The sequence below is a fragment of the Collinsella aerofaciens genome (assembly GCF_039758815.1).
Lineage (GTDB): Bacteria > Actinomycetota > Coriobacteriia > Coriobacteriales > Coriobacteriaceae > Collinsella > Collinsella aerofaciens_BP.
This window is the reverse complement of the sequence record NZ_JBDMSK010000008.1, coordinates 1-24613: the sequence shown is the minus strand read 5'-3', so window position 1 is coordinate 24613 and position 24613 is coordinate 1. Positions and strand designations below refer to the sequence as shown.

General features: G+C 60.7%; 21 protein-coding genes. 8 read left to right on the top strand and 13 right to left on the bottom strand.

From position 1 onward, the window contains the following. Positions 1-65: 65 nt before the first annotated feature. The 4 genes from ABHT90_RS05410 to ABHT90_RS05395 form a co-directional block, all read right to left on the bottom strand. On the bottom strand, positions 66-2201 hold the full coding sequence (locus ABHT90_RS05410) for a ribonuclease R family protein (protein WP_346981869.1): 2136 nt from the start codon (positions 2199-2201) through the stop codon (positions 66-68). A gap of 135 nt (positions 2202-2336) precedes the next feature. Continuing rightward, complete coding sequence (gene ftsX, locus ABHT90_RS05405) at positions 2337-3257, bottom strand: permease-like cell division protein FtsX (protein ID WP_346981868.1); 921 nt, start codon at positions 3255-3257, stop codon at positions 2337-2339. After that, entirely contained in the window at positions 3244-4464 is a 1221-nt protein-coding gene (ftsE, locus tag ABHT90_RS05400; RefSeq protein WP_117759469.1) for a cell division ATP-binding protein FtsE, read from the bottom strand. The genes ftsX and ftsE overlap by 14 nt, the downstream gene beginning before the upstream one ends. Positions 4465-5500: 1036 nt before the next feature. Further along, complete coding sequence (locus tag ABHT90_RS05395) at positions 5501-5956, bottom strand: hypothetical protein (RefSeq protein WP_346981867.1); 456 nt, start codon at positions 5954-5956, stop codon at positions 5501-5503. A gap of 209 nt (positions 5957-6165) precedes the next feature. On the opposite strand from ABHT90_RS05395, the gene ABHT90_RS05390 reads away from it, so the two are divergent. Further along, on the top strand, positions 6166-6987 hold the full coding sequence (locus tag ABHT90_RS05390) for a sce7726 family protein (protein ID WP_346981866.1): 822 nt from the start codon (positions 6166-6168) through the stop codon (positions 6985-6987). Here ABHT90_RS05390 and ABHT90_RS05385 read toward each other — a convergent pair. Genes ABHT90_RS05385 through ABHT90_RS05375 form a run of 3 tightly spaced genes read right to left on the bottom strand, consistent with a single transcriptional unit; the run spans position 6984 to position 9529 of the window. Then, entirely contained in the window at positions 6984-8126 is a 1143-nt protein-coding gene (locus tag ABHT90_RS05385) for a hypothetical protein (RefSeq protein WP_346981865.1), read from the bottom strand. The genes ABHT90_RS05390 and ABHT90_RS05385 overlap by 4 nt on opposite strands. Positions 8127-8139: 13 nt before the next feature. Then, positions 8140-9192: a helix-turn-helix domain-containing protein gene (locus ABHT90_RS05380; RefSeq protein WP_346981864.1), complete on the bottom strand. Its 1053-nt coding sequence runs from the start codon at positions 9190-9192 to the stop codon at positions 8140-8142. Positions 9193-9214: 22 nt separating this feature from the next. Further along, entirely contained in the window at positions 9215-9529 is a 315-nt protein-coding gene (locus ABHT90_RS05375) for a type II toxin-antitoxin system RelE/ParE family toxin (RefSeq protein ID WP_195621022.1), read from the bottom strand. A gap of 389 nt (positions 9530-9918) precedes the next feature. Here ABHT90_RS05375 and ABHT90_RS05370 point away from each other — a divergent pair, with 389 nt between their 5' ends. The 4 genes from ABHT90_RS05370 to ABHT90_RS05355 are packed head-to-tail and all read left to right on the top strand — an operon-like array spanning position 9919 to position 13475. Then, positions 9919-10455 carry an RNA polymerase sigma factor gene (locus ABHT90_RS05370; RefSeq protein ID WP_346981863.1) on the top strand — a complete coding sequence of 179 codons (537 nt, stop codon included), beginning with the start codon at positions 9919-9921 and terminating at the stop codon, positions 10453-10455. Further along, entirely contained in the window at positions 10448-11233 is a 786-nt protein-coding gene (locus tag ABHT90_RS05365; RefSeq protein ID WP_346981862.1) for a hypothetical protein, read from the top strand. The genes ABHT90_RS05370 and ABHT90_RS05365 overlap by 8 nt, the downstream gene beginning before the upstream one ends. Positions 11234-11281: 48 nt before the next feature. Next, positions 11282-12229, top strand: coding sequence for an ABC transporter ATP-binding protein (locus ABHT90_RS05360; RefSeq protein WP_346981861.1), 948 nt, complete (start codon positions 11282-11284; stop codon positions 12227-12229). Next, on the top strand, positions 12222-13475 hold the full coding sequence (locus ABHT90_RS05355) for a hypothetical protein (RefSeq protein WP_346981860.1): 1254 nt from the start codon (positions 12222-12224) through the stop codon (positions 13473-13475). The genes ABHT90_RS05360 and ABHT90_RS05355 overlap by 8 nt, the downstream gene beginning before the upstream one ends. 290 nt (positions 13476-13765) lie before the next feature. On the opposite strand, the gene ABHT90_RS05350 is transcribed toward ABHT90_RS05355, so the two are convergent. From ABHT90_RS05350 to rpmE, 6 genes are all read right to left on the bottom strand, one after another. Then, entirely contained in the window at positions 13766-14707 is a 942-nt protein-coding gene (locus ABHT90_RS05350) for a transketolase family protein (RefSeq protein ID WP_346981859.1), read from the bottom strand. Position 14708: 1 nt separating this feature from the next. Next, positions 14709-15539 carry a transketolase gene (locus ABHT90_RS05345; protein WP_346981858.1) on the bottom strand — a complete coding sequence of 277 codons (831 nt, stop codon included), beginning with the start codon at positions 15537-15539 and terminating at the stop codon, positions 14709-14711. A 207-nt stretch (positions 15540-15746) separates the two neighbouring features. Then, positions 15747-16637: a YitT family protein gene (locus tag ABHT90_RS05340; RefSeq protein ID WP_346981857.1), complete on the bottom strand. Its 891-nt coding sequence runs from the start codon at positions 16635-16637 to the stop codon at positions 15747-15749. Between the two features lie 130 nt (positions 16638-16767). Beyond that, complete coding sequence (prfB, locus tag ABHT90_RS05335) at positions 16768-17916, bottom strand: peptide chain release factor 2 (RefSeq protein WP_346981856.1); 1149 nt, start codon at positions 17914-17916, stop codon at positions 16768-16770. Further along, positions 17916-20723: a preprotein translocase subunit SecA gene (gene secA / locus ABHT90_RS05330; RefSeq protein ID WP_346981855.1), complete on the bottom strand. Its 2808-nt coding sequence runs from the start codon at positions 20721-20723 to the stop codon at positions 17916-17918. Before secA ends, prfB begins: the two co-directional genes overlap by 1 nt. Positions 20724-21064: 341 nt before the next feature. Further along, on the bottom strand, positions 21065-21490 hold the full coding sequence (gene rpmE, locus ABHT90_RS05325; RefSeq protein ID WP_006235303.1) for a 50S ribosomal protein L31: 426 nt from the start codon (positions 21488-21490) through the stop codon (positions 21065-21067). Positions 21491-21796: 306 nt separating this feature from the next. On the opposite strand from rpmE, the gene ABHT90_RS05320 reads away from it, so the two are divergent. From ABHT90_RS05320 to ABHT90_RS05310, 3 genes are all read left to right on the top strand, one after another. Next, positions 21797-22084 carry an ACT domain-containing protein gene (locus tag ABHT90_RS05320; protein WP_006235289.1) on the top strand — a complete coding sequence of 96 codons (288 nt, stop codon included), beginning with the start codon at positions 21797-21799 and terminating at the stop codon, positions 22082-22084. 77 nt (positions 22085-22161) lie between these two features. Then, on the top strand, positions 22162-23580 hold the full coding sequence (locus tag ABHT90_RS05315) for a citrate synthase (RefSeq protein WP_346981854.1): 1419 nt from the start codon (positions 22162-22164) through the stop codon (positions 23578-23580). Between the two features lie 87 nt (positions 23581-23667). Further along, a complete protein-coding gene (locus tag ABHT90_RS05310) occupies positions 23668-24510 on the top strand; it encodes a Cof-type HAD-IIB family hydrolase (protein WP_346981853.1) in 843 nt (280 codons plus the stop codon). Positions 24511-24613 lie beyond the last annotated feature (103 nt).

The following is a 24613-nucleotide window of genomic DNA, read 5'->3' as shown; positions in this document are numbered from 1 at the left end:
ATCCAAATGCGGAGGGCGGCCCCGAAAGACCGCCCTCCGCTCTCCCGCCATGAGTCGAGATTTGGCTAATGGATAAGCTTAAAGTCCAAGTGCCCACGCGTGGTATTGACGCGCGAGACCTCGATAATCACGCGCTGGCCCAGTTCATAGCGAGTCCCCGTGTCGGCGCCCGTCAGCGTAAGCGCATCCTCGTCGAACTCGAACCACTCGTTGCCCAGACTCTTGATCGAAACCAAGCCTTCGACCTGCGTCAGGTCCAAGCGCACAAAGAGGCCTATGCTGCTGACCCATGAGACCGTTCCGGCATAGCGCTCGCCCAGGCGATCCTCATAGTACTGGGCAATCTTGATCTTTTGCGTCGCATGGCTGGCGGCATCGGCCGCACGCTCCGCATCGCTGCACGCACGGCAAATCTGCGGCAGAATGCGCGGCAGCGACTCGCGCCCCTTGCCGATCAGCCGCGGCGTACGGACCAAGGCGTCCTTGCCGCCGAGCTGCTCATAGGCCAACTGCAGTTTGAGCACGCGGTGCACCACCAGATCGGGGTAGCGACGGATGGGGCTCGTAAAGTGGCAGTAGCACGGCGCGGCGAGCGCAAAGTGGCCCTCGTTGCGCGGCTTGTACAGCGCGCGCTGCATGCTGCGCAGAAGCAGCGTGTTGACGAGCGGTGCGTTGGCCGTACCGGCGGCAGCATCAACTGCAGCCTGCAGCTCATCGGGACTCCCCAGGGCAATACCGGCAGCACGGCGATCGTCGATGATGCCCAGCTGCGCCAGCGCAACGGCGGCACCGTGCAGGCTATCGGGGCTCGGATCCTCATGCACGCGATAGCAGGCCTCGATATCACGGTCTGCCAGCCACTCTGCAACGCACTCGTTGGCGAGCAGCATGGCTTCCTCGATAAGCGACGTGGCACACGAACGCTCGCGCGCCACAATCTGCACGGGTACTCCGTCCTCATCCAATAGAGCGCGAATCTCGGCCGTGTCAAAATCGACTGAGCCGCGGACGCGACGAATACGACGGCGAAGTTCGGCGAGTTCGTTGGCGGCGACAAGGAAATTGCCGAGGTCGACGTTGCAGCCGCGGGCGGCCTTCTCGTACGCAAGACCGCGCTCAAGCGCCTCCTCGCGCGAGGCCTCAGCAGCCGCAACATCCTCGGCCGCACCCTCCAGCACCCCATACTCCACCGCGCCGGCACGCACCAGCAGCGCCTCGGCGCCGTCATAGTCCATACGCACACGCGAGCGAATCACGCTGGGGTACGGATCGTAATGCCGCACGCGACCCTGCGCATCGAGTTCAATGTCAACGGTAAACGCAAGACGGTCCTCGTCAGGGCGAAGCGAACACAGGTCACAGGACAGGCGTTCGGGCAGCATGGGAAGCACGCGATCGGCCAGATACACCGATGTCGTACGATGGCGAGCCTCAAGATCGATATGCCCGTCCCAAGCCACATAGTGAGAAACGTCAGCGATATGCACACCCAGCTTGTAGCCACCCTCGGGCGTGCGCTCAAGCGAAATGGCATCGTCAAAGTCGCGCGCGTCGACCGGGTCGATCGTGATGACAAAGCGGTCGCGCAGATCGCGGCGGAGCGGGTCCTTAAGCGCCGCGGACACATCGAGCGAAAGTCCCTCGGCCTCGTCCAGCGCGGCCTCGGGATAGCTATCGGTATAGCCGTAACGCGCCATCACGTATTGAACGCCCAAATCGGGCGCGTCATCTCCGCCAATGCGGCGTTCGATCGTCACGGTGCCCGATTCCAGGCGCGTCGGGTAGGTCAAAATGCGCGCGACGACGGCATCACCCGGGTGGACGCCCAGACGATCCGCCGAGGTATCCTCGGGCAGAATGAAGAAGTCGGCCTTCAGGCACGAATCGAGCGGCTCGATCACACCGAGCGGACCAGCGGTCTGGTACGTACCCACCACGCTTATGGCTGCGCGCTCAACCACGCCTTCGATCACGGCGCGCCGCTCACCGTGCGGGCTGTTCTTAATGCTCACGGCAACGGTATCGCCATCCATGATCTCGCGCTTACCGCGGCCCATAACCTTGTAGTCGCCGCTCTCGGTTATGACATAGGCGCCATGCTCATGGAGCTGCACGCGCCCGGTCAGGCTCGGACGGCGTTCGCTGCGCACCGGCCCGCGCTTATTGCGAGCTCCACGCTTATGCTTGTTATTGCGCCCCATGGCGCCTCCTTGCTATCGATGACGAACTCCAAAGAGTCTACCCAAATGATTCGCTTTCCTGCCGTCCCCTAGGGATCAAAAAACGGGCCGCCCCATAAGAGACGACCCGTTGGAAGGGATGAATTCCAGGCATGCCTACACGCGCAGGTAGCGGCGCATGGCTATGGCAGAACCAAAGAGACCGATAATCACACCGACCAGAATCAGCGCAGCATAGGTCACCAGGTAGTACTGCATCGGCAGGGCAAACGACATCCAGACGATGCTCTCCTGCAAACGCGGAATCATCAGATTGCGCAGCAGCTCCAGAACGCCGATGGAAAGCAGCGAGCCCAAAATAGCCTGCAGTACGCCCTCGGTGATAAACGGGCCGCGAATGAAGCCGTTGCTGGCGCCGACCAGACGCATAATCGCAATCTCACGACGACGCGCCGTGATGGACAGGCGAATCGTGTTGTTGATGAAGATGAATGCGATAAAGGTCAGAAGGCCAACGAGCACCACGGCGGCGATGCGGATGTAGTTGGTCACCTGGAACAGGCGGCTCACTCCCTCCTGGCCGTACAGCACGCTCGCGTTGACGTCGCCGTCATCCGCGATCTTCTGGAAATCGGCGTTCTTCTTGAGCTTCTCTGCCGTGCTCTCGACCTTGGACGGATCGTCCATCTCAATTGCAAACGAAGCCGGCAGCGGGTTCTGGCCATCGAGCGCGCTCATGGTGGCGTCGGCGTTGCCCGACATCTTGCTCGTATACTCGGCCAGCGCGTCGTCCTTGTCCTTATAGGTCACGGACTTGACGTTATTCCGCGTCTTAAGCTCGGCCTCAAAAGCCTGAACATCGGCCTGATCGGCGTCATCGCTAATGAACGCGTTGATGACAACCTGATCCTCGACGGTGCCGATCACGGAGTTCAGCATCGCGGAGCCCATGATGAACAGGCCGATGATAAACAGCGAAAGGAAGATCGTGATGACGGCGCCGAGCGAGGTAGTCCAGTTACGGAAGAAGTGACTGATTGCCTCTTTGAAGGAGTAGCCCACGTTAGTTGGTGCCATAGTTGCCGTAACCTCCCCTCTCCTGGTCGCGAATAACGTGGCCGCCCTCGAGGGCGATCACGCGACGGTGCATGCTATCGACCATCTCGCGGTCGTGCGTGGCGACGATCACGGTGGTGCCGGTGCGGTTAATACGCTCGAGCAGCTTCATGATGCCCAGCGAGATCGCCGGGTCGAGGTTACCCGTGGGCTCGTCGCAAATCAGCAGCGGCGGACGGTTGACCATAGCGCGGGCGACGGCAACGCGCTGCTGCTCGCCACCGGAAAGCTGGTCGGGCAGCGAGTCCATCTGATCGGCCAGACCGACCAGACGCAGCACCTCGGGCACCTGGCTGCGAATGACGCCCTTGGGCTTGCCGATGCACTGCAGGGCAAACGCCACGTTTTCGTAGGCGGTCTTTTGCGGCAGAAGCTTAAAGTCCTGGAACACGGCGCCAATCTGGCGGCGCAGGAACGGAACCTTGCGGTTCTTGATCTTCATGAGGTCCTGACCGGCAACCAAGATGCGGCCGCTCGTCGGCTTGACGTCGCGGTTGAGCGTCGACAGCAGCGTGGTCTTACCCGAGCCGGAATGACCGACCAGGAAGACGAACTCGCCCGGATAGATCTCAATGTTGATGTCGTCAAGTGCAGGCTTGTTGGGCTGTGCCGGATAGATCTTGGTGACATGCTCCATAAGGATGACGGGCTCGACACCGGCCTGCTTGGCCATCTTCTTGCGGCTGGCCTGCGGATCGATGGGCGCAAACACCGACGTAAAATCGGGGTTGTTGAGCGCGTTATCGAGGCTTGCGACCTCGGCGGCCTGATCGCTCTCGACCACCGGGGCAGCAGGCTGCGTGGGGTCGGGAATGGCGGCAAAGAGACCGGACTGCGCAGGCTGAGGAACCGGCGTCGCAGGAGCCATGGGGTCGGGAATGCCGGCCATGGTAGGCTGCGGCGTGGCGGCGCCAGCCTGAGGCTGCTCCACGCGAGCGGTCACGGCCTGAACGGGCTCAAAACCCGCCGTGCCGGAAAGCGCGACATCGCTGGTGGGATTGTAGGCAAAGGGATCGGATGCCGGCTGTGCCTGATCTGCCGGCTGAGTGGGGGCCTGAGCAACAGGCTGGCCCTCTGAATCCGGAGTGGCGAAACGACTGCCCTGGACGCCTGTCTGCGTCTTGGGGGCATCATCGCCCGCACCGGAGGTACGGAAGTGGTTACCCACTGGTGCTCCTTATCGTCGTGCGTTTAAACTACATGAGCGCTTTGTATTTTAGCAGCATTGCCTTTGCTGCACATAAGAAGCATGGCGCACCTTGGATTCCCGTCGGCCGCCATGAATATCAACTTCATCCGAACTCCTCTGATGGATGGTCCGCGCTTTCCAAGCGCTTCCCCCGTCCGCCTCAATCGGGCATACTTCAATCATTGTGAAAAGCCCTAGGGCTTTTAGCGGCTGCGGGTACCTGTACCTTCAGCCGCATTTTTCTTATCTTGTGGAGCCGATATGGGAGATTCCGGCATCGCGACAACAAGGGAACGGCCATGAATCGTCTGCGCCGGGCAGCTCCGAGCCCTGCGCAGACGATTCATGGCGCACAGGGACTACTTCTCCAAGCAGAGCGAGCTGAAGAACGGTCTGGCCATGCTCAGCGAGGTCATAGACAGGGCGGCCGATCGGCTCTCACGGCCATACGGCCATAGCGGACACGTCTCGTAGCACCAGAAGTCAGCTCTCCGTATCCATCACCGCCCAGCTCACAGGCGCAATACCCGGAATAGGCATTAGACAAGAGGGACAGGTGGCCTGATAGTCCCCCAACTTTGTCCTGCGTTGCATCGAGGCGGAGGCATATACCGCCTTTCGAGCGCGAGTGACGCCGACGTATAGCAGGCCGGTTTCCTCGATAAGCCCGTCTGGCATTCTCCTCATATCGACAATCCGGCAACTTTGCGCGGAACGTGAGCACATATCAGCTCTGTCGCACTGAACCTGCGCCCCCGACTCCCAAGAAGCTCAAAGAGATCGCGCCTCGTTCAAATGACCAGAGCGGTTTGGGAAAGTGAATAAGCTCCCTTTCCGCCTGCCACCCCCTCGCATATCCGCCACACACCAAGCATCGCTGGCTGCGGTTTCCCCCATTACATGGGACGCACGCGCCTTACGACCCGCGCCGAGCCGTATGAACCCGTCCTCCAACGGCACCCGCACGCTCATCGCGTCCGGCAGAAGCGACCGCCGCATCGGCGCCGCCCCGGCATCACGCCACCTCGCAGAATGCGATCCCCGCGCCGCTAAGCTCCGCCAGCACGGCGCGGGCCGCCTGCGTTGGCCCGCTCTCCACGCCGTCGCCCACATGGCGCGACACCTTGAGCGCCACCACGTCGCCGCCGTGATCCGCGAGCAGAGCCTTGGCCGCCGTTACGCTGCGAGCGCCCACGAGGCGCAGCTCGTACTCCACGCGCTCGTCCGTAGCGGCGGTCTTCACCGCCTCGATCTCACCGCGAAGCGCCTCGGCAGCCTCCTTGGAAGCGGAGGCATCGGCCACCTGTGCCTCAAACTCCGCGATCCGCTCGTCCCGCTTCGCAAGCATCGCCTGGTAGTCGTCGCCGGCTCCGCCCAGGGCCGTCACTTCCCCTTGCTCCTGCGCGTCTTCCGAGCCCGCCTCTTGCTGCTGCGCCTCGTCCGCTTGCCCGCCATTCGATCCCTCCTTCACGAGAACCGCCTTTCCGCTCGTACGGCAAGCACAACAAGATGCCCGCCTGGTTACTCATCAAGAGCAGCCTAGGCGGGCGTCAAAAAGTCAACCGCGCATCGGAGCCGCAAGGCGGCAGTGCCCGAAGAAATACGTCCCACTGGGTTACACACACCGAACTTAAGAAGCGTTTTTGGGCCATCATGGTAAAATTCCCATCGGAGGTAACGATGGAGACCATGCTACTTGATGACATAGAGTTGAGGGAGACTGCAAAGCGGCTCTACGATTCATACTCGACTGTTCTCTCCGAATCCAAGCTCATCTCCATCATCCAAGACGTCCTCGGCGACTTCGCCCCCGCGCTCGACTCCAAATACGCGGCCCGAAGGACCGTCAACGACTTGGTGATGGGTTATTACCCGAACGAAGCCACCATCAAGGCCAATTTCATCGATAGGGTCCTCTTTCCGCTGAGCCCCGCGAACATCTCCATCTTCGAGCTTCCCATCGGCAACAGCCGCGTGGACATGTGTAAGGTCAACGGCCACAGCGCCGCCTACGAGATCAAGACCGACCTCGACACGTTCGATCGTCTCGAGGGCCAGTTGAGCGACTACTTCGACGTGTTCGAGACCGTCTACGTCGTGACGTCCGACAAGCGTTGGCAAGAACTGCCAAGCTACGTCCCCGAGGCCTGTGGGATTTACTCCTACAGCCAGGACGCAAGGGACGGCTCCTATCACTTCAAGGCACAGCGCAAAGCCATCAAAAGCACCAACCTGGACTCCGAAAAGCAGCTCGCGGTCATGCCCAAGCGCGCCCTCTGCGAGACCTTCGGCATCGACGGCGGGGGCACGTCAAAGCCCGCCATCATTCAAGAGTGTCTTGCCGAGAACAGCCAAGCCAAAATCAATCGGCTGTTTAAGGCCTATCTCAAGCAACGCTACGGTGCCTACTGGGAGCACTTCTGCAAAGTAAAGCCGCAGGTCTTCGGTATTGACTACGAATGGTTCTACCGCAACAGACTAGAGCCGGAGATTGTGTACTAGAGGTTGTAGCTGTTACCGTGGGCGAGGTAGAGCTGCTGCACGTAGCGAACAACGGTGTACACAATCCAAGTCTGCCAACCGCCATAGTTTCCGGCTGCGGCATGATCAGCTATTTCAGACAGTACGGCGCATTCGCCAGCACGTCTTTCCAGCTCGCCCCTGTCTGCAAGTATCTGTTTTACGACATCGTCGTAGCCGGATTGGCCTTTCTTCACGTCTGGATTGATATACCTTTTGAAGGCATTTGATGAACCGTCATAAAAAAGGGCAAGAGCACGTCCAGTGGCCCCCGCGCCCGGACGGGGCGGTAAGGAATCACGAAGCCCGGCATAGTCGCCGACGCCTTCGAAACCATATTCGGAAAAGTCACGAATGTGGCTATTGTCGATGAAACAGCCATCTTCGTACACCTTGTTCCCGTCATCGCGTTTGCGCGGCGAACACAGTAGGACAGAGTGCGCCGCAATATGAAGGTCAGCCAACTCGTCAAACTCTTCGATACGAGAAGCGGGCGGGGTCTCGTTGATGTCGTAAATCAAGTAGTCATCCGGCCCCAAAAGGTCAGACAAGATGTGCTCGTACCCCTCATATGTCGATATCCGGATGGCGACTGGTTTATTTGAAGAAGTCTTCCTTAGCTCCAAAATCAAAGCTTCCAAGGATTTTGGTGAGAGGTTGGACAGCTCGTCAATCACCGAGATGACCGGGATGAGATCTCGATAGTCGGCAAGCCGCTTAACCGCCTCCTCGTAAAACGCCAAGTCGTTGCTCATTTTAAGAACAAGCTTGCATTTTGAGGGGTCGGCGCCTTTGTATTTGGGCATATAGCAGCGGAAGAAGTCGACCAACACCTTTTTACCGGCAAAGGCATCACTAATGTTATCCAAGGTGACATCGCGCTCAGTCTCAAGATCATCTACCGTGCACATACGGGGCTGACCTTTGCGCTTTCCACTTTTATATGGCTTGTTGACCTTGACGTACTCACCCGTTGAGGGATCGACCAGCTTATCAAAGGCAACGTCCTTCTTAACCACCTCGACCAAAGGCAGAAGCCCTTCGTCTAAAAGTCCGAGCTCCCGCAGCCTTTGTACGGCCCTGAACTCATTTAGGCGATTCTTTAGTGTGAGGACATACATGGGGCGTCACCTACTAACAAGCGGACTTAAGATTAGAGAAAGCGTCAAACCCGATGCATCCATCATGCTGAAGAAAGCCGACCGTAATACCCGGATCCACCCTCTGGCTGGACGAGAATTCCCTGATTCTTCCCTCAGTAAAATGACCGGCTGCAACAAAGCTCTCATACTCGTCCAGGTCTACGAAGAAACGCCTTGCGAACGCATTGGCCTCTTCGTCCTTATGCTCTTCGCTTGCAAGTTCTTCCATCGACACGATTTGCTGCTTGGGGTCGTAATGAAACAAGAGGTGTGCAAGCTCATGCACGACCGTAAACCAGACATGATCATGAGTCTTGTATCGCTTGCTGATGAAAATAGCAGGATGACCCAAGTAGGTTGTCAACACGCCACGTACTTTAGCGTTCGAGATAGCTTCATGCTCAACTAGGTAAACTCCACACCTGTTCAGAAGCTTGCGTGCGCTCTTGATAGAACCGTTTACATCTGGATTCAGGGCAATCTTCTTCAAACGACCAAGCGACGACTCAAGCAGCTCTCTAGAGTATTGAGTATCGCTTAAATCCTTATTCTGAGTCTCAATCTCCTCTTTGCAGAGCCCGAGCCAAACGGCAACAGCCTCCGAATTGCCACCATCCTGCATGAACTCCATCCCGCCGGGAATTGCAGTCATGTAGCGGTCAAAATCCGAAACGCCCAGAATCTTCAGCATAGCCGCAGCTTGCTCAACCAAAGACATGCTCGTTCGCGGAAAGACCTCCTTGAAATGAAACCTCTTGGCGATCTCCTTAAGGTCAAGCTCCTCCAGATGCGCCTCCTCGCGTTCGCGGGCAAGGTACTCCTGATACTTGACCTCATAGTTAAGCCAAAAACTCGCGGGAACGTCGGGCATGACCTTCTCAAGCTTCAGCGCCATGTCCTCGGTAAGCCTGGTCTTCCCGTTCAGAAGCTGGGAGAGGTGGCGCTCGCTCACGCCGGTACGCTTCGAAACTTCCTTTTGGGTCAAACCGCGCGCATCAAGGTATTCCTTGATGATCTCGCCGGGCGCGACGATGAAATCACTCATAGCTATCTTCTCCTCTCCTAGCTCAGTGGTAGTCCTGAATATCCACGATGCAGACGCTGGTGATCGTCGTAAGGTCATCCGGGTCAAACTCCCCGACGGGACGGATGACCAGTCTCATGTTCTTGCTGAGGTCGATTCCCCAACAGCCCTCAAAGTTGCCGGTCAGCTTGTGCCTGCGCGGCGGCGGCAGATGGGTAATCTGCGAAAGGTCATTCGCAACCCGCAGATCGGAAAGACGATGAATGAGGTTCTTGGCTATCTTGCCGTAGTTCCTCGTTATCGCCCTCTGATCCTTGAGGCTCTTCTCCAGCGACTTGCTTGCATATTCGATATCCATCGCCACCTCCTTTGATAGAAGGATATTGCAATTGATCTCTGAGGTCAATATTGACTTTTGAGATCAATTTAATTCTGTACCTAGACCACTCAGACTGATACTCGTCTGACGTTAGGGTTTTCTAATGAGCGGTGCCACCTCTTAAATACTCTCGCATAAACCGCCCAATCTCTTCTCCGAAAACGCTCAAGCCGCCCGATGCAATAAGCTCTGGATGCACCCTAACCCCATTAATATCCCAGCCATCATCCCTGACATGCTGGAATTCAGTGAAATGCCCGCCACTCACAGGGCTGCCGCATGGATACAAAATGGGATGTAAATTTCAAAATTCCGCGCACATCCCGGCGCCAAACCACGTTATGCCCTATAGGAGGTGAGGGAAGAGAATGCATAGCTTTCCATACGGCAGCAACGGCAGGGCGGACGCGCCAGGCCGCGAGAACGACTCTTTGGTAGGGCGCTTCGCAGAGGAGCACTACGACAAGGTATACCGCTACTGCGCGCGAAGGCTCCCCTCGAAAGAGGATGCCCAAGACGTGACGCAGGAGGTGTTCCTTCGGCTCGTGCGGAGCGATGCGCTATACGCCGAGCATGGAAAGCCCCTTGCGTATCTCTACGCCTGCGCGCGCAATGTCTGTGCCGACTTCTACCGAGGTCAGAGACCGGTTGGTGCCTTGGACGAGGACGATGTGCAGACAATTCCTGACGTGCGGCATGCAGACATGGACGGACGGCTGACCATGGCGGGTGCCCTCGCCCGCCTTACGGAAGAGGAGCGCGAGGTCATCGAGCTTCGCTACGACCAGGACCTGCCTATGTCCGATATCTCCGCCGTGACGGGGAAGTCGAGGTTCGCTCTCTATCGAATCGAGCGGCGCGCGCTCAGCAGGCTCAAGGAACTGATGGGAGAAGGCAATGGATGACTCGAAGCTAAAGGATGCGCTGAGGAGCTACTACGCCGCCGACGCGGCATCCCCCGATGCCTCGGCGCGCAAGCGCACCTTGCTGCTCGTGGAAGCAGAGGCGGCTCGCGCCTGCGGAGGCGCGAGGGAGGCGGATTACATCCCGCTCTGGCGGTTCGTCGTGAGCCAGGTCCGGTTCGTGCGTCCCTGGGCATGGATGCTCCAGATCGCGCTTCTGGCATGCATGCTCGTTCTCGTCGGCGTGATCGGCCCGCGCTCGGGAAGTCCCGTCGTCGTCATGGCGGCATCGGCCCTCTCGGTTGCCATAGCGGCACCATCGGTATTCAAGAGCTTCGAGACCCGCGTCTGCGAGATGGAGTACTCGTGCCGGTTCAGCTGCGTGCAAGTGTTGGCGAGCAGGCTTTTGCTTTTCGGCCTTGCCGACGTGCTTTGGATTACGCTCTCCGTTGCGGCAGTGCCAACGCTCGCGGGGATCGACGCGCTTCGCGTACTGCTGTACGCATGCACGCCGTTCTTCTGCTCGTGTGCCGCCTGCTTCTATGCGGCGCGCCGTCTGCCGGGCAACTCGCTCGTCGCCAGCGTCGCCCCTGCGATGTCCGTACTCGTAGCGCTCTGGCTGCTGAGCACGGCGTTCCCCCTCTGGTACGAGGGCGCGTCTCTCGCCGTATGGGTCACGGCGCTCATGGCCTCCATGGCGCTCGCCGCCCTGGAGGCGTCAAGGCTCATACGCTGCGTCTCAGGCGGCCTCTCGCCACGCCCGTCAAAGGCGGCGCTCTAGCTCCCCTCCTGCATGCCTGCAACATCGAACGAAGGACAAGGAACGAACATGGAACTCAGGCTTGACAGGCTCACCAAGCAGTTCGGCAGCCATATCGCCGTCGACCGCGTGAGCTTCAGCTTCACGCCCGGCGTCTACGGCCTACTCGGGGCCAACGGCGCAGGCAAGACCACGCTCATGCGCATGATATGCGACGTCATGAGGCCGACATCGGGAAGCGTGTTGTTCGGGGGCACCCCCATAGACCAGCTTGGCGACGGCTATCGGGCGCGCCTCGGGTACCTGCCCCAGGACTTCGGCTACTACCCGGACTTCACGGCCTGCGATTTCATGATGTACCTGGCATCGCTCAAGGGGCTCACCGCGCAGCAGGCGAAAGTGCGTACGCGCGAACTCCTGGGAGTTGTCGGTCTCGCAGAGGCCGCAAAGCGGAAGGTCAAGACCTTCTCCGGCGGCATGAAGCAGCGGCTCGGCATCGCCCAGGCGGTGCTCAACGACCCGTCTGTCCTCGTGCTCGACGAGCCCACCGCAGGGCTCGACCCCAAGGAGCGCGTCCGCTTCCGCAACCTCATATCCTCTCTCGCCCAAGACAAGATCGTCATCCTTTCCACGCACATCGTCTCTGATGTGGAGTACATCGCCGACGAGATCCTCGTGATGCGCGCTGGCGGCATCATCACGACGGGCACGGTCGACGAGATCACAGGGGACATCAGGGGATGCGTCTGGGAGTGCACTGTCGCCCCGAGGGAGGCAGACGCCATGTCGGCATCGCTCACGGTGGGCAACATCCACTACGCCCAGGACGGCTCTGCCATTGTTCGCGTGGTGGCGCAGCAGCGCCCGCATCCGAGCGCGCGCGCCGTGGAGCCGACGCTGGAGGACGTCTACCTCTACCTCTTCCAGGAGCAGTCCGGGGGCCTGCCGGTTTCGCGGACGAAAGCGGAAGCGGGACGGGACGCAATCGCACGCAGGAAAGGAGCGCGCCGTGAGTAGCCTCATCAGATACGAGCTCAAGAAGATGCTCTCAAGGCGCGTCTCGCAGGTTTCCATAGCGGCCGTCCTGGCGCTGGTCGCGGTCATAGCCTTCTTCAACATAACGTCCCAGTACGCCCTCGACCCCAAGGAGATGGGCACCGAATTCGAAGGCACTGCCGCCATCGCCCAGATAAAGGCAAACACGGAAGCGCTCGCAGGCCCCATCACCGACGAGGAGGCCACCGAGGCGCTCCGCGAGTTCAAGGAGTTCGTCGGTCCGGACGGCGAGGTCAAGGAAGAGTACAGGACGGACAGGAAGCCCTACGGGGAGAAGGCGAACGAGTACTGGGAGTTCAGCGCGAAGAACGGCGCCCTCATGGCGCTGCTGACAAGCCCTTGGATGCAAGGCTACCAGATGCCCGTGTCCGCGGCAGCCGCTATCGACACGACTGGCACCGTCGACCTCTACGGGCGAGTCCGCTCGAAGATAGCCTCCGGGCTCGACGCGAACGGGGCCCTCTCGTACAACGACGATGAGAGGGCGTTCTGGAGCGAGAGGGCGCAAGGCATGCAAACGCCCATCGAGTACGGATACGCAGGAGGATGGGAGGACTTCCTCAACCTCGCCCAGTTCCTCATATTCGCGATGCTCGCAGTCGTGATAACGTGCGCATCGGTGTTCAACGGGGAGTACCGGGCCAAAACCGACGCCATCCTGCTGTCCACCAAGTTCGGCAAATCAAGGCTCGGGCGCGCGAAGGCGGCGGCCTCTATGATCGCGGCAAGCGCCATATACTGGGTCTTCACACTCGTCTTCCTGGCAATAACGCTCGTCTTCTACGGAGCCGACGGCGCAGGTCTACCCATCCAGATCTACAACATCACATGCACCTACGGCATAAGCCTGTCAGCCGCCGCCCTCATATGCTGCCTCGTCGGGTATCTCGCAACCCTCGCCCTCCTTGGGATAGTGCTCGCACTGTCAGCCAAGATAGACAGCCCCATGGGAATCCTCGCAGTCGGCGTCGCTCTCATCTTGATTCCGATCTTCGTGCCGACGATGACGAGCAGCATCGCGAACCGCATCATCTACCTGTTCCCCTACGACGCACTGAACCCCCTCAACCTCTTCGGCATGGTCTCGTATGCCATAGGCCCTGTCGTGGTCGAGCTGCCCGTGTTCCTCGCCGCTTTCTACCTCCTGCTTTTCGCGACGGGCATTGCTCTCGCGATAAGGACGTTCAAACGCCATCAGGTTGCCTGATGATGTCAAGGAGGGCCGTTGCCGCCAAGGATGCGTGAATCAGCGAGCCTTCGAGTGGATGCATGCCATCGCATTTCAGGGCGAAATCCTCTCCGATTCGCCTCTGGCTGTTAGGGTTTAGGGCTGAATGTTGCGCAACTGCGCCCTGGCCCCGACCGTAAAACCTCTCTAGCTTCTTTCCCTGCCGTCTCCAAACACAAAGCCGGAGTGCCCTCCATATGGAAGGCGCCCCGGCTTGTTCATTGCCCAATGCGGAAGCGGCTCTCAAGTTAAGGCCAAAGCAGACCGCCTTACGCCAAGAACTCCTTGGTGGTCGCCACGATGTTGGCGGCGTCCAGGCCGTACTTGTGCAGGAGCTCGGCACCAGGGCCGGACTCGCCGAAGGTGTCATTGACGCCGATCTTCTTTAACGGCGTCGGGCACTGCTCGCACAGGACGTCAGCGACGGCACTGCCCAGGCCGCCGATCACGGAGTGTTCCTCGACGGTCACGACGTGGCCGGTCTTGGTGGCGCTCTTGACGATCAGGTCGGCATCGATGGGCTTGATGGTGTGCATGTTGATGACCTCGGCATCGATACCCTCGGCAGCGAGCTGCTCGGCGGCCTCGAGAGCCTCGCCGACCATCAGGCCGCAGGCGATGATGGTGACGTCGGCACCCTCGCGCATGACGATGCCCTTGCCAACCTCGAACTTGTAGGTCTCGGGGTCGTTGATGACCGGCGAGGCCAGGCGGGCAAAGCGCATGTAGACGGGGCCGTCGCACTCGTAGGCGGCACGCGTCACGGCACGAGCCTCGACGTCGTCGGCGGGAACGATCACGGTCATGCCGGGGATGACACGCATCAGGGCGATATCCTCGCAGCACTGGTGCGTAGCGCCGTCCTCGCCCACCGAGATACCGGCATGCGTGGCGCCGATCTTAACGTTGAGGTGCGGGTAGCCGATAGAGTTGCGGACCTGCTCAAAGGCGCGGCCGGCGGCAAACATGGCAAAGGTGCTCGCGAAGGCGACGCGGCCGGTGGTTGCGATACCGGCGGCGACACCCATCAGGTTGCTCTCGGCAATGCCCACATCAAAGAAACGATCGGGGCAGGCGGCCTTAAACTTGCCGGTCTGCGTGGCGGCGGCCAGGTCGGCGTCGAGGACCACAAAGTCGTCGTGCTCGTTGGCGAGCTCGACGAGGGCCTCGCCGTAGCTTACGCGCGTGGCGATTTTCTTGACGTCTGTCATCCTAGAGCTCCTCTCCGGCGGCCGTGAGCTCTGCCATGGCCTGCTCAAACTGTTCATCGTTGGGGGCCTTGCCGTGCCAGCCCACCTGGTTCTCCATGAAAGACACGCCCTTGCCCTTCGTGGTCTCGGCGATAATCGCGGTCGGCTGGCCCTTGGTTGCACGAGCCTCGGCGAAGGCGGCGCGGATCTGGTCGAAATCGTTGCCGTCAGCCAGCTCCACCACGTGGAACTTGAAGGCGCGGAACTTGTCGGCGAGCGGCATGGGGTCGTTGACCTCCTCGACGGGGCCATCGATCTGCAGGCCGTTGTGGTCGACGATTACGCAGAGGTTGTCGAGCTGCTGGTTGCCGGCAAACATGGCTGCCTCCCAGACCTGGCCCTCCTCGCTCTCGCCGTCGCCCAGCAGGGCGTAGGTACGATAGTCGTCGCCCCAGTGCTTGGCGGCGAGCGCCATCCCGACGGCGGCGGAGATGCCCTGGCCGAGCGAACCGGTGGACATGTCGACACCCGGGGTGTCGTTCATGTTGGGATGACCCTGCAGATGGCTGCCGATGTGGCGCAACGTCTCGAGATCCTCCTTGGGGAAGAACCCGCGCTCGGCGAGCACGGCGTACAGACCAGGTGCGCAGTGGCCCTTGGAAAGCACAAAGCGATCGCGGTCGGCCTTGCGGGGATCGGCCGGGTCGACGTTCATTTCCTCAAAGTACAGATAGGTCATGATGTCGGCAGCGCCGAGCGAACCGCCCGGATGGCCGGACTTGGCAGCGTGCACGCCGGTGACGATGCCCTTCCTTACCTCGTTGGCAACCTTTTTGAGCTCTTCGTCGCTCATTGTGCCTTCCTTTCATCCTCATTAGACAAAATGCGCACGGCACAGAAGGTCGTCCCAACCCAGCCGCGATGCACGTACGTCATTCATTATGCTGGAAACTGGAAGCTTTACCAGAGTATTTATCATTATTTGAACACTTGAGCAGGCAGAATCGCTGATGAAACGGTTTACCAATGTGAACGTCTTTTGGATGGAACGCAGTCGACCCTACGCGTTAATGTCCTTGAAACCCTCGCCGAAGGTTTCCGTAACGTCGGCCACGGTCACGATGGCGCGCGGGTCGCGCTCGCGCACAATGGTCTTGAGCGTGTTGAGCTCGCGACGACTCACGATTACCATGATCACCGGCTTCTCGGCACCCGAGTACATGCCGGTCGCCTTAAACTTGGTGCAGCCGCGACCCAGGCCATACATGATGTCGGCCGCAATATCGGGAAACTTGTCCGAGATGATGAGCACCATACGGCGCCTGTTGCCGCCGTCGACCACGGCATCAATCACGTAGCCGCTAATGACCATCGAAAGGCCCGCATACAGCGCGTTTTCGACCGAGAAGACCGGGGCCGACAGCGCGCACACGGCAACGTCGATCGCCATGACGGTGGAGCCCACCGGTAGTGACGTATTGCGCGAGATGATCTGGCCGATCGTGTCGGAGCCGCCAGTGTTGGCACCGGCGCGCAGCACCATGCCATAGCCGATGCCCGTGATAATGCCGCCCCACATAGCGGGCAGCATCAGATCGGCATGTGCCAGCGGCGCCACAAACGGAGCAAACAGGTCGGTGAAGAAGCCCAGCAGCACAAAGCCCGTCGCCGTCTGGACCACGTAGAACATGCCGCCCTCGCGCATAACGACCAGCAGCAGCAAGGCATTCATCACGATGGTCTGGATACCAACGGGAAGCGATATGCCATGCGAGGCGCCGACCGCCTGGATAATCGTGGCGAGACCCGTAACGCCGCCGGCAGCAAGACCGTTGGGGATCAAAAACAGGTCCGTCGCGATAGCGGCCAGAGCGCAGCCCAGCATAATCTTGGGCAGATCGTGAAAGAAGTTCAGCGAAAGAATGCGCTTGATGTCCAGACGATATGCCATGCTGCCTCCCTCAAAAAAGCGCACCCAAACGAGTGCGCTTTGAACTTCTTGCTGTATTCGATTCTACCGATTCATCGAGCAAATACCACCCCTGCGAAGTGTTTGCATCGACCCGGAGCCAACCATGTGCCTAGGCGTCCGAGCCTTCCGCATCGGCGTTGCCGGTTGCCCAGCGATGGTAGCCGATCACAAACGGATCAAGATCGCCATCGTCGAGAACGGCCTCGACGTTGCTGGTCTCCACGCCCGTACGCAGGTCCTTGACCATCTGATACGGGTAGAGCACGTAGCTGCGAATCTGGTTACCAAAACCGATCGTGGTCTTGGGTCCGCGAATCTCGTCAAGCGCCTCGGCACGCTTCTCGAGCTCGATCTCGTACAGACGGGCCTTGAGAATCTGCATGCACGCGGCCTTGTTTTGAATCTGGCTGCGCTCGTTTTGGCACGTGACAACGATGCCGCTGGGAAAATGCGTCACGCGTACGGCGGAGTCGGTGGTGTTGACGCCCTGGCCGCCCGGGCCGCTCGCGTGATACACGTCCACGCGGATATCGTCGGGATTGATCTCGATGTCGATATCGTCAGGCAGCACGGGGATGACCTCGACGCCGGCAAACGTGGTCTGGCGGCGCTTCTTGTCGTCGGTGGGGCTAATGCGCACCAAGCGGTGCACACCGGCCTCGGCACGCAGCATGCCAAACGCGTCCTTGCCCTCGACGGTAAAGGTCGCGCGATCAATGCCGATGACCTCGGCAGCGGGGCAGTCGTTAATCGTGACCTTCCAGCCGCGACGCTGGCAGTACTTCATGTACATCTTAAAGAGCATGAAGGTCCAGTCCTGTGCCTCCAGGCCGCCCTGTCCGGGCTTGATGGTCACAATCGCGTCGCCGTGATCGAACTTACCGGTAAACCAGCTCGAAAGCTCGAGCTCGTCGATAGCGCGGGCCAGGCGTTCTGCCGTCGTGGCAGCCTCCTCGCGCAATGCGGCGGCATCGGGGTCGTCGCCCATCTCCTCGGCAAGCTCCAGCGCCGCGCGGGCGTCAGATAACTCGCCGCGCGCGGTATCCACGGCAGCGATATCTTCCTTGGCGCGAGCGATCTCCTCCATGGTGGTGCGAGCGGCGTCGGCGTCATCCCAAAAGCCGGGGGCAGCGCTTTTGGCCTCGAGCTCGGTCACACGCGTGCGCTTCTCGTCCAAATGAAGATACGACTCGACCTCGCCGAGCCGGTCCGCAAACGCGTCCAGCTCGGCGGGCGTTACCTCTAAAGCCTCGGCCATTAACGATTCCTGCCGTGGCAGTACTTGAACTTCTTGCCGCTGCCGCAGGGGCAAAGGTCATTGCGGCCAACGTTGACGTACGGGTCGTCGCTCTCGTCCTTGCGGTAGGTGGTCACCTTGCCGCCGTTGTTGACAGCAGCCGGGCCTCCCTGGACAGCCGTACGAGCCTGAACCTGTGCCTGCTTGCGCAGCACCGAGTTGCCGTTGTCGCCATCGACATCGGCGGGGCCGGAGAAGCGCGCACCCTCGAGCGCGGGGTCCTCCTTGTGCTCCACGGCCTGCGGGGCGGCCTTGATCTCGATGCGCAGGACGGTGCGCAGGTAATCCTCGTACATGGTGTCGACGAGCATCTGGAAGGCACCATAAGCCTCAGTCTTGTACTCGACCAGCGGGTCGCGCTGACCAAAGCCGCGCAGTCCGATACCGGTCTTGAGGTAGTCCATCTCCTGCAGGTAGTTCATCCAGCGGGTATCGATGACGCGCAGCATGACCTGGGTGTTGAGCTCGCGCATGAGGTCCTCACCCAGGCGCTCGGCCTTCATGTTGTAGCACTTCTCGACGTAGGCCAGGACATCGGCGGCCAGGGCCTCGTAATCCTCGTCGGGGAACTTGGGCGTATCGATATGGCCGGTCAGCTCCACGACCCACTTGCGCAAGCCCTCAAGATCGCGCTCACCATCGTGGCTGTCCTTGGTGCAGAACTCCTGCACGCAGCGGTACACGGTGTCGTGCATGACCTCGGTGATGTGGTCGGTCAGATCCTTGCCGTCCAGAATCTTGTTGCGCTCGGCGTAGATGACCTGGCGCTGCTTGTTCATAACGTCATCGTACTCAAGGACGCTCTTACGCATGGAGAAGTTGATGCTCTCGACCTTATGCTGGGCGCTCTCGACGGCCTTGGAGATGATCTTGTGCTGGATGGGCATGTCGTCGCCCATGTCGGCCGTGACCATCATCTTGGAGACGCGGTCCATCTTGTCGCCGCCGAACAGGCGCATGAGGTCGTCCTCGAGCGACAGGTAGAACTGAGTCTCGCCCGGATCGCCCTGACGACCGGAGCGGCCGCGCAGCTGGTTGTCGATACGACGGGACTCATGGCGCTCGGTGCCGATGACGGTCAGGCCGCCGGCGGCAAGCACGCGCTCGCGCTCGGCCTTGCAGGTCTCCTTGGCCTCGGCGTTAAACTGCTCGAGCTGCTCGGGCGTCACGTCCTCCATGGTCAGGCCCTCGTACTCAAGGCGCTCGCGCACCAGCTCGTCGGGGTTGCCACCCAGCAGAATGTCGGTACCACGACCGGCCATGTTAGTAGCGATGGTCACGGCGCCGTAGCGTCCGGCCTGGGCAACGATATGAGCCTCGCGCTCGTGATGCTTAGCGTTGAGGACCTCGTGCGCGATGCCGCGCTTGGTAAGGGCGGCCGACAGCTTCTCGGAGCTTTCGATGGAGACGGTGCCCACCAGGACCGGCTGGCCCTTGGCGTGACGTCGCTCGACGTCGTCGGCAACGGCGTTGTACTTGGCCTGGATGGTGCGGTACACCAGATCCTCGTGGTCAACACGCTGAACGGGCTTGTTGGAGGGGATGACCTCGACGGGCAGCTTGTAGATCTCGCGGAACTCGGCGTCCTCGGTGAGTGCCGTACCGGTCATGCCGGAGAGCTTGTCATACAGGCGGAAGTAGTTCTGCAGGGTGATGGTGGCAAGGGTCTGGTTCTCCTCGCGCACGAGCACGCCCTCTTTGGCCTCGATGGCCTGATGCAGGCCCTCGGAGTAGCGGCGGCCTTCCATGATGCGACCGGTAAACTCGTCGACGATCTTGACCTCACCGTTGGTGACCACGTACTGCTTGTCGCGGTGGAACATGTACTGGGCCTTCAGCGCCTGCTGCAGGTGGTTGACCAGCTGGCCGGAGAGATCGGCATAGATGTCATCGATACCCAGGCGGCGCTCGATCTTCTTAAGGCCGCGCTCGGTGGCGGCGATGGTGTGCTTGGCCTCGTCCATGACGTAGTCGCCCGTGGGCTCGACGTCCTCGGTGGCGGTGAGCATGTCGTGCGAGACGTCCTCACCGCGCTCCAGGCCGCGCACGGCACGCGCAAAGTCCTTGTAGGTGCTGGCGGACTTGGTGCCGGCGCCCGAGATGATGAGCGGGGTACGCGCCTCGTCAATCAAGATGGAGTCGACCTCGTCGACGATGGCGTAATGGTGGCCGCGCTGCACGCGCTGCTCGGGGCGGGTGACCATGTTGTCGCGCAGGTAGTCGAAACCGAACTCGGAGTTGGTGCCGTAGGTGACGTCTGCCTGGTAGGCCGGACGCTTGAGTTCGAGCGGCATGTTGTTCTGGAGCAGACCGACGGTCATTCCCAGGTACTTGTAGATGCGGCCCATCCACTCGGAGTCGCGCTTTGCCAGATAATCGTTGACGGTAACGACATGCACGCCCTTGCCGGCGATAGCGTTGAGGTAGCCGGCCAAAGTGGAGACAAGGGTCTTGCCTTCGCCGGTCTTCATCTCGGCGATATGCCCCTCGTGCAGCGCCATGGCGCCGATGAGCTGTACGTCAAAGTGACGCATGCCCGTGATGCGCTTGGAAGCCTCACGCACGGTGGCAAAGGCCTCGGGGAGCATGTCGTCGAGCGACTCGCCGTTGGCGTAACGCTCGCGGAACTTATCGGTCTGGGCGCGGAGCTCTTCCTCGGTCATCTTCTCAAACTGGGGCTCAAGACCGTTGATCTGGTCGACGATCTTGTAGTAGCGCTTAAGGTCCTTATCGGATCCAAAGGACAGCAGCTTTGACATGAATCCCATGTGGTTTTCCTTTTTGGCCATCGCCCACGCCATGCAGCCTTGGGCGAGTTAAACACAGATAAATGTACTTTAGCCAAACGAGGCGCGGCCTATACGGTCGACCTCGACCGCCACGTAATAACTACGACCAACCTGCCAAAAAGGGACTGGTTTATTTTGGCAGGTTTTATCTGGGCAAACGCTGTCTCTCTGCCATTTGGTGCAAGCCAACCTGCCCCCTTCGCACCAATCTGGTGCAATGGGGACAGGTTGGCTTGCACCAATAAAAAGAAAAGGGCCGCGCACCCAAACGGATGCACGGCCCTTATGCCATGAATGCGAGCGATTCCGCGGCGAGTTATTTACTCAGCAGCCTCGGTGGTCTCGGCCTCAGCAGCGGCCTCCTCGACGGGAGCCTCTGCGGGAGCCTCGGCGGCCTGCTTGGCAGCCTCCTCGGCGAACTTAGCGGCACGCTTAGCCTTCTCGGCAGCCTTAGCCTCAGCGGCGGCCTTGCGAGCAGCCTCGGCCTCAGCAGCCTTGGCGGCCTTGGCAGCCTTGGCCTCCTCGGCCTTCTTGAGCTGGGCGGCAGCGGCGCCACCGAACTTGTCGGCGAAGCGCTGGACGCGTCCACCGGTGTCGACGAACTTCTGCTGGCCGGTGTAGAACGGGTGGCACTCGTTGCAAAGCTCGACCTTCATCTCGGACACGGTAGCGTGCGTCTTGAAGGTGTTGCCGCAGGAGCACGTCACCGTGCACTCGACATACTGGGGATGGATACCCTGCTTCATGGTAGGACTCCTTATTAGTCAGGCGCTGGTTACCGATCAGCGCATAAGGCGTCTTGGTTTCCGACCAAGACAACAAACTCGGCTATGGTACCACGGCGCCGCGCGTCCCACAAAAGGTTCACGGTCTTTGTGCAATGCGACATGCCCAACCGCAGCGAGCACGCACCCCATCGAACCTTCACCCATGTTGCAGACGTGTAACGCCGCAGTAAGCACACCCCTTTTGGCGCCAGACAGGTACAATGATGAACACTGTACCGTAGCGGAGCGCCCCGCGCGCGCCGCAATCACGCGAAAGGGTTTCCCATGGCCGAGATCTCGTCCTCCCGTATCGTCATCACCGTCCTTGGCAAGAACCGCCCCGGCATCGTCGCCGGCGTCACCCGCGTTCTGGGCGAGGCCAACGTCGACATCCGCGACATCACGCAGTCCATTATCGAGGACATCTTCACCATGACCATGCTGGCCGATACCGCCGAGTCCAAGCTCGACTTCGCCGAGCTGCAGAAGGCCCTGGCCGAGGCCGGCGAGCTTTCGGGCGTCAACGTGTCCATCCAGCGCGAGGACGTCTTCAACTTTATGTACCGCCTGTAGCGAACAAGCCGCTCGGGGCAGCTTGACGTCATATCGTCCAAGCGCGCGGCCCCCAAGCGGACCGGAGAGGAGCGCGCATGGCCTACGACGCCAAGAAAATCTATTACCGCTTCGATGACCACTTGAGCCGACTGGTTCTGGATTACGAAGCAAGCCGCCAGATTTCGTCTGAGAGCGAAAGCCTCTACCACGGCCTACCGACCGACCCTTATGACGAGGGCCTGTTTGTCGAGCACAATGTCAAGCGCGGCCTGCGCAATGCCGACGGCTCGGGCGTGGTCGCGGGCCTCACTCGTATCTCGGATGTGCATGGCTACAACAAGGTCGACGGAAAGGTAGTCCCCGATCAGGGCAAGCTCACACTTCGCGGCTACAGCATCGAGGATCTGGTCAACAATGCCCAGGCCGAGAATCGCTACGGCTACGAAGAAGTCGCCTATCTGCTTATCACGGGTTCGCTGCCCAACAAGGAAGAGCTCGACGGCTTCTGCGAGCGCCTAGGTGCCTTTAGACATCTGAGCGACGAGTACGTCAAAGAGTTCCCCATGACCACGGTGTCGTCGAGCATCATGAACGTGCTCCAGCGCGCCGTACTGCTGCTCTACGCCTTCGATGCCGAACCAGACGTGATCACGCCCGAGCACGAAATCGACGTCGCCATTTCCATGCTCGCACGTCTCCCGCGCATTGCCGCCTTCGCACACATGGCCTCGGTCGCCAAGCTTCGCGGCTCCGAGGTTCACGTGCCGCACCCCACGCCCGGTCTCTCCACCGCCGAGACCATCCTACAGGTCCTGCGCGGCGGCATGGCGTTCACCCGCGATGAGGCGATGCTGCTCGACGTTATGCTCATGCTGCATGCCGAGCACGGCGGCGGCAACAACTCCACCTTCGCTTGCCGCGTGCTGTCGTCTTCGGCCACCGACCCGTATTCCGCCTACGCCGCGGCCATCGGCTCGCTCAAGGGCCCGCGCCACGGCGGCGCCAACGCCAAGGTCGTGTCCATGCACGAGGACATCCGTGCGCATGTTTCCAATTGGGAGGACGAGGACGAGGTCGCAGCCTACCTGGGCAAGATCCTCGACAAGCAGGCCTTCGACGGCACGGGCCTCATCTACGGTATGGGCCACGCCGTCTACACGCTGAGCGACCCGCGCGCCGAGGTGTGCCGCCGTTACGCGCGCACGCTTGCCGCCAAGAAGGACCTGGGCGAGGAGTTCGCGCTCATCGAGCGCATCGAGCGTCTGGCCCCGCAGGTGATGCGCGATCACGGCATGACCAAGCCCATCTGCGCCAACATCGACCTGTACACGGGCTTTATCTACAAGATGCTCGGCGTGCCCGAGACGCTCTTTACGCCGCTGTTCGCCGTCGCCCGCATGGCCGGCTGGTCGGCGCACCGCATGGAAGAGCTCTTCTGCGCGCATCGCATCATCCGCCCGGCATACCGTCCGGTGATCGATCCGCTGGAGTACAAGCCGCTCGCCAATCGCTAAGACGCGGACCGTTATAGAACCCGAACGTGGCCAGGGCATCACCGCCCTCGGCCACGCTTTTTATGCCAGTAGAAAGGATCGCAACGAATGATTGTGTTTTCCGATATGGATGGAACACTGCTGACGAGTGATAAGCAGATGAGCGACGCCACCTGGGCGATGCTCGACGAGCTTGCGCGCCGCGGTATTGAGTTTGTGCCCTGCACGGGACGTCCGCTGTCGGGCGTCTTTGAGCCCATCCTCGCCCACCCCGCCGTGCACTATGCCGTCTGCGCCAACGGTGCCAGCGTCTGGCAGCCCGACGACGGTACGCCCACCGATACTTCACGTGCTACGTGCATTTTGAGCCGACCGCTCGACCGCGCCATCGCCCACCGCGTCCATAGCATTGCCGCCGGCCATGACGTCACCTTCGATATCTTCGCCGACGGCCAGTGCTTCCTCCCCCGCTCGCTCTACACGCGCCTGGACGAATTCTGCGGCGGCGACCCCCACATCGCGGCTTCGCTCAAGCGCACACGAACACCGATCGACATGGATATCGACAGCAAGATCGACGAGGTCGAGACACTCGAACGCATCGCCATGTACTGGCACGACCCGGCCGATCGCGACGCCATCGCGGCCGAGCTCGACACGCTCGGAGGCATTGAGGTCACGCGTTCGTACGCCATGAATATCGAGATCATGGGCGAGGGTGCCACCAAGGGAACGGCCCTCACGTGGCTATGCGAGCACCTGGGCGAGCGTCTCGCCGACGCCTGGGCCTTCGGCGACAACATCAACGACATCCCCATGCTGCAGGCAGCGGGCCATGGCATGGCCATGATCAACGCCGAGCCCGAGGACCGCGAGGCAGCCGCCGCCATCACCGAGTTCGACAACGACCACGACGGCGTAGCCCGCGCCATCATGGCCGCCCTCGCCTAGCAGCAGCAACCCGACAGGGTAGCTAATTTGGGACGTGTCTCTATAGTTTTGTCAACCGCGTGCTTCGCGCCATTTCGGCATGACGCATCCGGGCGCCTGGCGC